The 12200-nt window shown below is 67.5% G+C and carries 12 protein-coding genes; 8 read left to right on the top strand and 4 right to left on the bottom strand.

What is annotated here, in order from left to right; genetic code table 11:
- Nucleotides 1-87: 87 nt before the first annotated feature.
- A complete protein-coding gene (locus tag EIC84_RS08970; protein ID WP_003068453.1) occupies nt 88-489 on the bottom strand; it encodes a YraN family protein in 402 nt (133 codons plus the stop codon).
- Here EIC84_RS08970 and rsmI point away from each other — a divergent pair.
- Entirely contained in the window at nt 489-1412 is a 924-nt protein-coding gene (gene rsmI, locus EIC84_RS08965) for a 16S rRNA (cytidine(1402)-2'-O)-methyltransferase (RefSeq protein ID WP_003068451.1), read from the top strand. The two genes, EIC84_RS08970 and rsmI, sit on opposite strands and share 1 nt — an antisense overlap.
- Nucleotides 1413-1496: 84 nt before the next feature.
- Here rsmI and EIC84_RS08960 read toward each other — a convergent pair whose 3' ends face one another.
- The 3 genes from EIC84_RS08960 to EIC84_RS08950 form a co-directional block, all read right to left on the bottom strand.
- Nucleotides 1497-2747: an Hsp70 family protein gene (locus EIC84_RS08960; RefSeq protein WP_034362916.1), complete on the bottom strand. Its 1251-nt coding sequence runs from the start codon at nt 2745-2747 to the stop codon at nt 1497-1499.
- A 118-nt stretch (nt 2748-2865) separates the two neighbouring features.
- The gene (locus tag EIC84_RS08955; protein WP_003068447.1) at nt 2866-3687 is read right to left on the bottom strand and encodes a VOC family protein; all 822 of its coding nucleotides are present in this window, start codon (nt 3685-3687) and stop codon (nt 2866-2868) included.
- Nucleotides 3688-3710: 23 nt separating this feature from the next.
- Nucleotides 3711-4295: an OsmC family protein gene (locus EIC84_RS08950; protein WP_003068446.1), complete on the bottom strand. Its 585-nt coding sequence runs from the start codon at nt 4293-4295 to the stop codon at nt 3711-3713.
- A gap of 221 nt (nt 4296-4516) precedes the next feature.
- Here EIC84_RS08950 and EIC84_RS08945 point away from each other — a divergent pair, with 221 nt between their 5' ends.
- The 7 genes from EIC84_RS08945 to EIC84_RS08915 are packed head-to-tail and all read left to right on the top strand — an operon-like array spanning nt 4517 to nt 12193.
- Nucleotides 4517-6229 (top strand): TIGR04028 family ABC transporter substrate-binding protein, encoded by a 1713-nt coding sequence (locus tag EIC84_RS08945; protein WP_003068443.1) that lies wholly within the window; start codon nt 4517-4519, stop codon nt 6227-6229.
- Nucleotides 6230-6256: 27 nt separating this feature from the next.
- On the top strand, nt 6257-7204 hold the full coding sequence (locus tag EIC84_RS08940; RefSeq protein ID WP_003068441.1) for an ABC transporter permease: 948 nt from the start codon (nt 6257-6259) through the stop codon (nt 7202-7204).
- Complete coding sequence (locus tag EIC84_RS08935) at nt 7201-8133, top strand: ABC transporter permease (protein ID WP_003068440.1); 933 nt, start codon at nt 7201-7203, stop codon at nt 8131-8133. The genes EIC84_RS08940 and EIC84_RS08935 overlap by 4 nt, the downstream gene beginning before the upstream one ends.
- Nucleotides 8130-9815 (top strand): ABC transporter ATP-binding protein, encoded by a 1686-nt coding sequence (locus tag EIC84_RS08930; protein ID WP_003068438.1) that lies wholly within the window; start codon nt 8130-8132, stop codon nt 9813-9815. Before EIC84_RS08935 ends, EIC84_RS08930 begins: the two co-directional genes overlap by 4 nt.
- A complete protein-coding gene (locus tag EIC84_RS08925; protein ID WP_003068436.1) occupies nt 9796-10914 on the top strand; it encodes a putative FMN-dependent luciferase-like monooxygenase in 1119 nt (372 codons plus the stop codon). Before EIC84_RS08930 ends, EIC84_RS08925 begins: the two co-directional genes overlap by 20 nt.
- Complete coding sequence (locus tag EIC84_RS08920; protein ID WP_003068434.1) at nt 10911-11606, top strand: CMD domain protein; 696 nt, start codon at nt 10911-10913, stop codon at nt 11604-11606. Before EIC84_RS08925 ends, EIC84_RS08920 begins: the two co-directional genes overlap by 4 nt.
- Complete coding sequence (locus EIC84_RS08915) at nt 11603-12193, top strand: alkylhydroperoxidase domain protein (RefSeq protein ID WP_003068432.1); 591 nt, start codon at nt 11603-11605, stop codon at nt 12191-12193. The genes EIC84_RS08920 and EIC84_RS08915 overlap by 4 nt, the downstream gene beginning before the upstream one ends.
- The last annotated feature ends 7 nt before the right edge of the window (nt 12194-12200 follow it).

The raw sequence follows: 12200 nt of genomic DNA, 5'->3' as shown, positions 1-12200 counted from the left end.
AGGCCCGATGATACCCGCCACCTGTTATCTCTTTGGTAGCAAACCGTTATTTGCGCATCAGTGTTGCGCACAACTATGACGCGGCGACTAAAGCGCCTCGAATGCCGCTTGGAGCCATTCGAGGCGCATCTGGTTCCCGGCGCTATCGACCAGCACCACATCAAAGCGGCATGGCGGCGCTGCCGCAAGCCGCATCAGATAGTATCTGGCGGCCAGCACGATGCGCTGCTGCTTGAGACGGCCGATGCTGCCGCCGGCACCGCCGAAGCGCTCGGTGTTGCGGCTGCGGACTTCGACGAACACCAAAGACCCGTCGCGGTCACGCAGGATCAAATCGATTTCGCCGCCACCACGGCCCGGCGTCCGATAATTGCGCTCGACAAGCTTCAGGCCCCGCGTCTGCAAATGCGCCAACGCGGCATCCTCGGCCTGCTGCCCGCGTGCGGTTGTGCTTTGCGCCGGCTTGGGCCGCTTTCCAAGGAAATCCATTGACTACCTCTTTCGCCTCTGCACTGACTGCCGCACATGACGCGGCCGCTTCCCAGCATTATCCGCAGGGAGCCCTGTATGTGGTGGCGACGCCGATTGGCAATCTGGCCGATATCAGCCTGCGCTCGCTGCATGTGCTGCAGATCGTGGACTGCATCGCCTGCGAGGACACGCGCCACACTCAGGGCCTGCTGCGCAGCTACGGGCTGGACCGACCCGGCAGCCAGTTGCTGGCCGTGCACCAGCACAACGAGGCAGAAGCCGCCCAGCAGGTGATCGAGCGCCTGCAGCAAGGCCAGCGCATCGCCTATGTCAGCGATGCAGGCACGCCCGGCGTCAGCGACCCGGGCGCGCGCCTGTGCGCGGCGCTGCAGACCGTGGGTCTGCGCAGCATTCCGCTACCCGGCGCCAGCAGCGTGACATCGGCCATCAGCGTGGCCGGCGCCGTCACTCCGGCACAGGGCGAAAGCGGTTTTGTGTTTGCCGGCTTTCTGCCCACCAAGAATGCCGAACGACTGGCCGCCGTGCAGAAGCTGGCCGACCAGCCGCGTTGCACCGTGCTGCTGGAAGCCCCGCACCGCATCATCGAGCTGGCCCAGGCTCTGGCCCTGCTGGGCGAGCGACGCGTCACGCTGGCGCGCGAGATCACCAAGCAGTTTGAAGACATCGCCAGCATGCCGGCCCACGAGCTGGCAGCCTGGCTGCAGGCCTCGCCGCAACGTGTCAAGGGCGAGTTCGCCATCGTGCTGCACCCCGTGGCGGTGCAGCAGGAGTCGGGCGAGGCCGAGCGCGTGCTCAAGCTGCTGCTGGCCGAGTTGCCGACCAAGACGGCCGTGAAGCTGGCCGCCGAAATCACTGGGGCCAGCCGCAACACGCTCTACGACCGGGCGCTGGAACTCAAGCGGGCCGCCGAAGAGGAATAGGTAGGTCAACCGGGCGCGGTACAAACCGGAGACGCCTGGCAAGGGCTGCCCCGCAGCCCCCGTTTGGGGAAGCCTGGTTGCGACTCAAGCGTAGGCCAGACCGGTTGCCACGCCACCAAACAGGTCGCCTTCGACCTGCGGCACATCGGGGAAAGCGACGCGCAGCGCATCGCGCAGGGTACGTAGGGCCGACGAGCCGCCGGTCAGATAGATGGCGTCTGGCGCTGCCACGCCGGCCTGGCGCACACAGTCCTGCGCACATTCGACGACCTGCAGCAGCAAGGCCTGCAACTGCTCCTGCAGAACCTCCGGGGAGATGGCCGCCGGCAGGTCTTGCTCCAGCCAGTCCAGCGCTATGGCCGAGGCCGCATGGCTTTGCGAAGCCGCAATCTTGGCCTGCTCCACCGCATCGGCCAGCCTATGGCCTTCACGCCAATCCAGCACCTTCATCAGGCGCTGGTGCAGCTGCTGATCGCTGTAATCGCTCTTGAGAGCGCGCGCCGCAGCCAGGGCCTTGGCTGTGTACAGCCACTGGATCAGATGCCAGGTGGAGAGATCGAAGAACACGCTGCTGGGCACCTCGCGCCCACTGGGGCCGATGTGCTTGTAGCCCAGCAGCGGCATGACCTGGGCCACGTTGAGGCGATGGTCGAAATCCGTGCCTCCGATATGCACGCCGGTGGTGGCCAGAATATCCTGAGTACGGTCGGCATGCCCAGCCTGTTGCGGACCGAGACGTACCACCGTGAAGTCCGAGGTGCCGCCGCCGATATCGACCACCAGCACCAGTTGCTCCTCGCTCAGGCGCTGCTCGTAGTCCAGTGCCGCCGCAATCGGCTCCAGCTGAAAGCTGACTTCGCCAAGGCCCGCGACGCGCGCCGCAGCGGCCAGGGCATCCTGCGCCTGCCGGTCTCGCTCCGGATGCTCGTCAACAAAATGCACGGGACGCCCCAGCACCACACGCTCGGGCAGACGGCCGTCCAGCGCCCGGCGCGCCTGATCGGCCACGCGCTTGAGAAAGATCGCGATGATGTCCTGGTAGCTGACGAGCTGCTCGTGCACCGCGGTCTTTTCCAGCAACAGGCTGCTGCCCAGCAGGCTTTTGAGGGAACGCATCAGACGCCCTTCCTCGCCCGCCAGATACTGCTGCATGGCATCGCGGCCGAAATGCGTGCTGTGCTCTTCGGTATTGAAGAACAGTGCCGTGGGCATGCCGGTGGCGGCGCCTTCCAGCGGCAGCAGACTGGCGGTCTTGCCAGGCAGGCGATAGGCGGCAGCAGAGTTAGAGGTTCCGAAATCGATGCCCAGAGTGGCAGGCGTGAGAGCTGTGGTCATGAAAGGCGGCGCTGCACCGCGCCGGCCCGCAAAGGCTGCCGCGGCCGCAACGAAAACGCCCACCGAAGTGGGCATGGGTGTCAGCGGGGGCGCTATTCTAGCGCCCCTGTTATTGGGCCTAGGCGGCGGCGGTTTCCACCTCGCTGCCGGAATGCAGTGCCAGTTCAATGTGCACCCCGTGGGTGGCAACTTCGTCCAGTCCCTCTGCTACCGCCTGCTGCGGCACCGACAGCACGACCGCATAAGGTCCTTCGCCGCGAGTGGCCAGTCTTTGGGCCAGGAGGCCTGCAGCCTGTACGGGTGCCGCCAGCACCAGCTCGGTGGTGCCCAGACCCAGCGATACCTGCTGCGTGCTGCCGTCGGCCGAGACCCGCAGCGCGCCGACATCCACGCCTTCGCCGAGCAAGGCCCGCCAGCGCGCCAGGCTGGCCTGCAGGTCCTGCACCGCAACCTCCAGACGCGCCACGCCGGTCACGCCGTTGGGATGCACGCGGGCTGGACCTTCGGGCACGCGCAACACACGCTCCGTCAGATCGCCGCACAGGAACGGCAGGTCATGGCTTGGAGGGCGTGCATTGCGCCAGCGCAGCTGCGCCCCGTCGGGACGCAGACGTCCGCCCTCATAAGGCGCTTCATAGCTCAGCCCATGCGCCCGGGCCGCTGCAACCACGGCACCGGTCTCGGACGGCAGCAGGGCGAAGTCGACCAGCCCTTCGCCGTGCTGCTGCAGCTGCTGCCACCAGCGCTCATCGGGCGCGGGGGCACGCCAGGCAATGAGTTCGAAATAGGCACCGTCGGCAAAGACCACCAGGGCGTTGTGCGTCGAGCGTCCCGGGTGCTCGCCGCCGCGCAGCACGTTGAAACCCAGGGACTGATAGTCGGCAATCGTGCGTTCCAGATCCTGGACCGCGATGACGATATGGTCGAGAGGCAAGCTCATGGCAAAGGCTTTCTAGAAGGTTCTCAGGCCGCCAGGCGCTCGGACGCGCTGGAGTCGGTATGGCGCACTTCGGCGCGGATGGACTGAGGGTTGCGCAGCAGGTTGAGGATGGGGCAGGTTCTCTCCACGGCCTCGAACAGCGCATCGATCTCGGCACGGCTGGCCGGCGAATCGATATGCACGGTGTAGTCGATATCGTGCGGCCAGATCGGCGTCGCCTCGTGCCCGGGCTTGCCGCCGCGCGGGTCGATGATGCCCGTGACCTCGACCTCGAGGCTCTCCAGCGGCACCTGGCGCTCGGCCGCCTGGATCAGAAAGATATGGGTCACGCAGGTGCCCAGCACGCCCAGCTGCAGCTCGGGAGAACTGGGGCCCAGGTTGTAGCCCGCGAAGTCGGACGGGCTGTCGCTGATGACCTGGTGTTCGCGGATACGCAGACGGCGCACGCCGCTGCGCCCCTCGGCACGCACGCTGGCCTTGAGTCTGGCGGCCTGGGCCGTGCCCGCCTCGATAGCGGCGCTGCGCGCCAGCACGGCGGCGCGTTTTTCGGAAAGATATTCGTTGAGATGGCTCATGAGCTGGCTTTCGATAGAGGAATGCCAGGCCATTGTTCAGAGAGCGGCGCGCCAGGCCAACAAAGGAATTCGTCTGCGCTTATGCGAGTTGCAAATATAGAGGATTCACCTTCTTAGTTGATTTTCGAATAACGATGCTACTCAATATATGAACACGAATATTTGGCGTCGGTAACATGAGAACCATGAGTCCGGTCGGTCGCTGCGGCGATGCGTCCGGAACCTGAGTTTTCAACGCCATGCGGCGACGAGGTATGAACGTGTTTTTCCCTTCGCAGACGGATCCATCGATAAAACAGCCGGTGAACAAGCCGGCCCGACGCCGCGCCCTATGGGCCGCAGTGGCGGTACTGACGGGCAGCATGCTGCTGGCCGGCTGCTCCAGGCAATCCGGCACGGCCCAGGCCGGCGCATCGGCGGAACCGGTCCAGGGCGGCACCCTGGTCTATCTCGAGCAGCAGGCACATACCAATCTCTATCCGCCTGCCGGGGGCTTTTATCCCAACGGCGGCGTGCTCAACCAGATCACGGACAAGCTGACCTACCAGGACCCCGAGACACTGGAGATCCAGCCCTGGATCGCCGAGTCCTGGACCGTGAACGCCGACGCCACCGAGTACAGCTTCAAGCTGCGCTCCGGCGTGAGCTTCTCGGACGGATCGCCGCTGGACGCGGCCGCCGTGGCGCGCAACTTCGACACCTACGGCCTGGGCAACAAGGCGCTCAAGCAGCCGGTTTCCGAGGTCATCAACAATTACGAGCGCAGCGAAGTCGTCGACCCGCTGACCGTGAAGTTCTTCTTCAAAAAGCCCTCGCCGGGCTTTCTCCAGGGCACTTCGGTGATCGGCTCGGGCCTGGTCTCGCCGGCCACGCTGGATCGTCCCTTCGAGGAGCTTGGCGATGCCACGCGCATCATAGGTTCGGGCCCCTTCGTGGTGGCCAGCGAGACCCTGGGCAAGGAGCTGGTGCTCAAGGCACGCCAAGACTACCGCTGGGGCCCGGCCAAGCTGGCCCACCAGGGCCGCGCACGCCTGGATGAAGTCAAGTTCATCGTCACGCCCGAGGACAGCGTGCGCATAGGCGCACTGCTGGCCGGTCAGGCCGGCTTCATCCGCCAGGTCCAGGCCTATGACGAAAAGCGCGTGGAGCAGCAGAAGTTCGCCATCTACGCGCCGTCCACGCGCGGTGTGAACAACAGCATCGCCATCCGTCCCGACAACGCCCTCGTGGCCGACCTCAAGGTGCGCCAGGCCCTGTTGCATGGCACCAATACCAAGGAGATCGTCGAAACCCTGTTCTCGCCGCGCTACCCGCAGGCACGTTCGGTGATCGCCTCCACGGCAGCCGGCTATGTGGACCTGTCGGCCAAGCTGGTCTTTGACGAGGCCAGGGCAAAGCAATTGCTCGACGAAGCCGGCTGGAGCCTGGGCGCCAACGGCCTGCGCCAGAAGAACGGCCAGGACTTCGTGCTCTCGACCTACGAATCCCTGCCCCAGCCACAGAACAAGGAAACCCTGCAGCTCGTGGCCCAGCAATGGGCCAGGCTGGGTATCAAGCTCAATGTGCTGGCCGGAGACTCGGGCAGCCGCACGGTGGACACGCTGGACCCCGACAAGACAGGCGTGCTGCCGGGCATGGTGGGCCGCGCCGATCCTGACGTGATCAAGAGCAATTACTACCCGAGCAACCGCAATGTGCTGCTGCAAAAAGGCGGTGTGAGCCAGAAGGTCAAGTCCTTCGAGGACGGCAAGCTCAACCGCCTGTTCGATGCCATCGCGGCCGAGACCGATGCCAACCGGCGCCTCGCGCTGACCGGCGAGGTGCAGAACTATCTGATCGACCAGGCCTACGTAATCCCGATCTTCGAGGAGCCCCAGGCCTTCGCGGGTGCGACCTGGGTGCGCGAGGTGGGCTTCGAGGCCGTGGGCCGTCCCAGCTTCTACAGCACCTGGCTGGCCAAGCGCTGATTGCGCACCGATCAAGGAGGCGCACCCATGCCACGCCGCTATCTGCTTGGCCGCATCGCACAGGCCGCCCTGGTGCTGTGGGCGGCCTTCACGGCCTCTTTCATCCTGCTGCAGTTGCTGCCGGGCGATGCCGTGCTGATCAAGTTCCTGAACCCCGAGCTGGGCCTGGGCCCGCAGGAAATCGCCGACATCCGCGCCGCCTATGGCGCCGACCAGCCCGTCTGGCAGCAATACCTGCATACGCTGGCTCAGTTCCTCACGGGCCATTTCGGCTACTCGCTGCAGGCCGGCGTGCCCGTGAGCCAGGGCCTGGCCACCAGTCTGCCGCCCACGCTGCGCCTCGCGGCCCTGGGCTTTTCCACGGCGGCGCTGCTGGCCATCGCTCTGGCGGCTGCGGCCAGCCTCGCGCCTCTGGCCTGGCTGCGCAATGCCCTGCAAGCCCTGCCCTCGGTCTTTGTCTCCGTGCCCGTTTTCTGGCTGGGCATCATGCTGATCCAGGTGCTGTCCTTCCGTCTGGGCTGGATTCCCGTCATCAATCCCGGCCCCTGGGAAGGCCTGGTCCTGCCCACGCTGACGCTGGCCGTCCCGATTTCGGCGCCGCTGGCCCAGATCCTGCTGCGCAATATCGACAACGTGCTGGCCCAGCCCTTTGTGGCCGTGGCGCGCGCCAAGGGCGCTTCTCGCGCCTGGGTGCTGCTGCACCATGTGGCGCGCAATGCCTTGCTGCCGACCTTGACGATTGCCGGCGTGCTGTTCGGCGAGCTGCTGGCCGGCGCCGTGGTCACCGAGGCCGTGTTCGGCCTCAACGGCCTGGGCACGCTGACCCAGCAGGCCGTGGGCAACCAGGACACGGCCGTGCTCCAGGCCGTGGTCGTGGTCTCGGCCGCCGCCTTCGTGCTCATCAACCTCGCCGTGGACCTGCTCTACCCGCTGCTCGATCCTCGTTTGCGTCATTCTGTGGAGAACCGGGCATGAACACCGCCGTCTCGACCGCCATTCCCAAGCCACTGGCATCCGGCGTCGCCTCGACCGCAGCGCCCAGGCTGGCGCCCCCGCCGGCACCGGCCGCAAAAAGCCTGCGCCCTATCCTGATCGATCTGCAAAGGCTCAGACGCCTGTCGCCCACGCTGGCCCTGGCCTTGCTGGTGATTGCCACGGCCGCGCTGTGGGCCCTGGTTCCGGGCTGGTTTGCGCATCAGAATCCCGTCGTCGGCCAGGCCGGCCAGCAACTGCTGGAGCCCGGCCTCGCGCACTGGCTGGGCACGGATGCGCTGGGGCGTGATCTCTGGGCCCGCGTGGTGCATGGCTCGGTGCACTCCTTGTCGGGCGCTTTCGTGGCCGTGGCCGTGGGCCTGGTGGCGGGCACGCTGATCGGCCTGCTGGCCGGTGCAGCGGGCGGCCGCGTCGATGACGCGCTGATGCGCCTCATCGACGTGCTTCTGGCCGTGCCCTCGCTGCTGCTGTCGCTGACCATCATCATCTTGCTGGGCTTTGGCACCATCAATGCAGCCATCGCCGTGGGGGTGGCATCCGTGGCCGGCTTCGCGCGCCTGGTGCGCTCCGAGGTGGTACGCGTGCGCCGCTCGGACTATGTGGAGGCTGCCTTCGGCAGCGGCGGACGCTTTGCGGCCGTGCTGTGGCGCCATGTGCTGCCCAATTCGCTGACCTCGGTGGTGGCCCTGGCCGCTCTGCAGTTCGGCTCGGCCATCCTGTCGATTTCCACGCTGGGCTTTCTGGGCTACGGCGCGCCGCCGCCCACGCCCGAATGGGGCCTGCTGATCGCCGAAGGGCGCAACTATATCGCCACCGCCTGGTGGCTGACCACGGCGCCGGGCCTGGTCGTGGTGGCCGTGGTTCTGGCCGCCAACCGCATCGGAGCCTCCTTCGCGCGGAGGCCGGCATGAGCACCCTGTTGCAAGAGCGCCCCACCACGGCAATTCCTGCCACTGCTGCCGCTCCACTGCTCGAAGTCCAGGATCTGGTGATCGCCTACCGCGACCACGGAGGCCAGGAGCAGCGCGTGGTCCACGGCCTGTCGTTCTCAATAGCACCGGGCGAGGTCGTGGCCCTGGTCGGCGAATCGGGCTCGGGCAAGACCACCACGGCCCAGGCCGTGATTGGCCTGCTCGCCGACAACGGGCGCCGCGAGCAAGGCAGCATCCGGCTGCAAGGCACCGAGGTCTCGGACTGGAGCGCCGCGCGCTGGAACAGCATTCGCGGCCGCGTGCTCAGCCTGGTGCCCCAGGACCCGACCACCTCGCTGAACCCCGTGCGCACCGTGGGCGACCAGGTCGGCGAAATCCTGCGCATTCACGGCCTGCGCGACCGCTCCGCCATCGAGGCGCGCGTGATCGACCTGCTGACCCGCGTGGGCCTGTCCCAGCCCGCCCTGCGGGCGCGCCAGTATCCGCACGAGCTGTCGGGCGGCATGCGCCAGCGTGTGCTGATCGCCATCGCCATCGCGCTGCGGCCTGCGCTGATCATCGCCGACGAGCCCACCAGCGCGCTGGATGTCACGGTGCAGCGGCGCATCCTGGATCTGATCGACGAGCTGCGCCGCGAAACCGGCACCGCCGTGCTGCTGGTCACCCACGACCTGGGCGTGGCGGCCGACCGCGCGCATCGCCTCATCGTCATGCAGGGCGGTCGCATCCAGGAACAAGGCCCGACACTGGAGCTTCTGCGCCATCCGCAAAGCGCCTATACGCGCCGCTTGCTGTCGGACGCACCTTCGCTCACGCCCGCCCCCCGTCGCACACCGCCTGAGACGGCGATTGCCACCGAGGACTGGGCCATCGAGGTCGAGGACCTGGTTCACGACTTCCATGCCCCCAGCCAGGGGCGCGGCATTTTCCGCGCCGTGGACGGCGTGTCGCTGCGCCTGCGCCGGGGCTCCACGCATGCCATCGTCGGCGAGTCGGGCTCGGGCAAGACCACGACCATACGCGACATCGTGGGCCTGGCACGCCCTACATCGGGTCGCATCCGCATCGCCGGCGCCGAACTCACGGGCCTGCGCGGCGAGGCCCTGCGCCAGTTGCGGCGCAAGGTCCAGCTGGTCTACCAGAACCCGTTCAGCTCGCTGGACCCGCGCCAGCGTGTCTTCGACATCATCGAGGAGCCGCTGCTCAACTTCGAGCCGCTGCCGCCCCAGGAGCGCCGCCAGCGCGTGCTTGACATGCTCGAGCGCGTGGGCCTGCCTGCCGCCGTGCTCGAACGGCGCCCGCATGCGCTCTCGGGCGGCCAGCGCCAGCGCGTGGCGATTGCACGCGCCCTGGTGCTGCAACCGGAGGTGGTGGTGCTGGACGAGGCCGTTTCGGCCCTGGACGTGACCGTGCAGGCCCAGATCCTCGCCCTGCTCGCGCAGCTGCAGCAGGACCTCGGCCTGAGCTATCTCTTCATCTCGCACGACCTTGCCGTGGTGCGCCAGATCGCCGACACGGTGTCGGTGCTGCGCGCAGGCAAGGTGGTGGACGCGGGCAGCGTCGAGGACGTGTTCCTGCGCCCCACCAGCGACTACACGCGCGAACTCATGGACGCCATTCCCGGCAAAAGGAGCATTGATTTTGTCCCCCACCCCGCCTGACACTCTTGCTCGCGTGCGCCCTGCCCCACGCCTGGGCTTCTTCAGCCGCCTGCTCGATGAGGTACCGGCCGGCGAACGCTACCGCCTGGTCACCGAGCAGATCGCCCATGCCGAAGCCCAGGGCTTCGACTCGGCCTGGATCGCCCAGCATCATTTCCACGAAAGCGAGGGCGGCCTGCCCTCGCCCCTTGTCTTTCTCGCGCATGTGGCGGCACACACGCGGCGCATCCGCCTGGGCACGGGCGTGGTCACGCTGCCGCTGGAAAACGCGCTGCGCGTGGCCGAGGATGCGGCCGTGCTGGACCTGCTCTCGGACGGCCGCCTCGAGGTGGGCCTTGGCACGGGCGGCACGGCGGAGTCCTTCGAGGCCTTCGGCGTCACAGGCAGCGAGCGCGGTACCGTCTTCGCGCACAACTTTGCCGTGCTGAGGGATGCCTGGGCCGGGCGCGAGCTGGCAGGCGGCGTGCGTCTGTACCCCGCAGCCCCGCATCTGCTGGAGCGCGTCTGGCAGGCCACGTTCTCGGTCGAAGGCGGGGCACGCGCCGGTGCCAACAGGGACGGCCTGATGCTCTCGCGCACACAGCCCCGACCCGAAGGCCGCCCCCGGGCCACGCTGTCCGAGATACAGAACCCCATCATCGAAGCCTATCTCGCGGCCCTGCCCGCAGGACGCGCACCGCGCATCCTGGCTTCGCGCACCCTGCTGGTTTCCGACCAGCGCGCCCAGGCACTGGAATGGGCCGAAGCCGGTCTGCGCCGCGCGGCCCAGCGCCATGCGGCCCTGGCCTCAACCTCCTCCACGCAATGGGCAACGCGCGTCGATCCGCAGGCGCCGCTGCAGCAGCTCATTGAAGCCTACGACGTGCATGTGGGCACGCCCGAGGAGGTGATCGCCTCGCTGCGCGCCGACACGGCGCTGGCGCAAGCCAGCGAAATCGTGTTCCAGGTCCACTCCATCGACCCGCCGCACCAGGCCATTCTGCGCTCCATCGAGCTGACGGCAGCCGTCGTGGCGCCGGCTCTGGGCTGGCGCCGCAGCGAGGCCCCCGCCGGCGCTTCACAACCCCCAGTCCGGACCGAACTGCTTCAAGCCGCATGACCATGAGCAACACCGCACAAACCCGCTTTCCCGAAGATGTGATCGACCATCTCGCCGATATCGCTGCCGGCAGCACGCTCGATCAGGTGCGCCGCCACCGTAGCGAGGCACGCACCCAGGCCCAGCAAAGCTTTGCCGCGCTGTTCACCCCCGCCGAGCCGGTTGCAGGAACCGTCTCGCTGCGCGAGCGCCTGACGCTGGCCGCCTTCACGGCAGGCCTACATGGCGAGCCTCGCAGCACGGCCTTCTATACACGCGCCCTGGCGGGCGAGGATGCCGATCTGGCCGATGCCGTGAGCTCGGAAGTGGTGCGCGGGCGCGCTGCCAGCCTGCAGCCCGGCAGCGGCCCGCACGGTCCCTACGGGATCTATCCGGCCGGCCCCTTGAGCCGCGAGGACCAGAGCGGCCCCAACTACGCCGTGGACCCGGCCCATGCGGCTTTGCTGGGCCCGCGCCTGAGCGCCGCGCTGGCCCATGCCCATCTGCTGGCCTACCACCCACGCGATGCGAGTGCCCAGGCCTTGCTGGCGCTGCAGCAGGCCGGCTGGAGCGAGACCGATATCGTCATCCTGTCCCAGCTCGCCTCTTTCCTGTCCTTCCAGATCCGCCTTGTGGCGGGGCTGCGCGTGCTTGGCGCACGAGCTGCAGTCACCACGGCATCTTCCACCCTCGCCCTGCAAGCCCAGCCATGAGCACCACGCACAACACCTCCCCCCAGATCTTCACCCAGGAACAGCTCGACTGGCAGCCATGGATAGCTCCGCTGCAGGAGAGCGAGCTGAGCGAGCGCCACCATGCAGGCCTGGTGGACGCGGCGCGCGCGCGTTCACCCTATTTCCGGCTGCTGGCGCGCGACCCCGACACGCTGGGAGCACGCACGCGCACCGACAAGGACATCTTCTACAACCCCGACGCCGGCCTGCCGCGCGCCGAGCGCGAACTGGCAGCAGCTGCAACCTCACGCACCAATGGCTGCATCTACTGCGCTTCGGTACATGCGCGCTTTGCCACGCGTTTCTCGCAACGCGCCGCCGATGTGCAGCGCCTGCTCGATGAAGGTCCGGGCACCGACCTGGGCCCGCGCTGGAACGCCATCGTCGCCGCCGCCGTGGCCTTGACGCAGACGCCGCCCGCACTGGAGTCCAGTCATATCGATGCGCTGCGCGCCGCCGGCCTGGATGACGCGGCCATCTCCGATGCGCTGCAGGGCACTGCCTTCTTCAACTGGGCCAACCGGCTCATGCTGTCTCTGGGCGAGCCCCTGCGCACGAGCAGCTGACAGCGCG

Source organism: Comamonas sp. A23, from assembly GCF_004522605.1.
GTDB classification, from domain to species: Bacteria; Pseudomonadota; Gammaproteobacteria; order Burkholderiales; family Burkholderiaceae_C; genus Comamonas; species Comamonas thiooxydans.
Note: the sequence above shows the minus strand (reverse complement) of the source record. Positions and strands in the feature narration are given on the sequence as shown.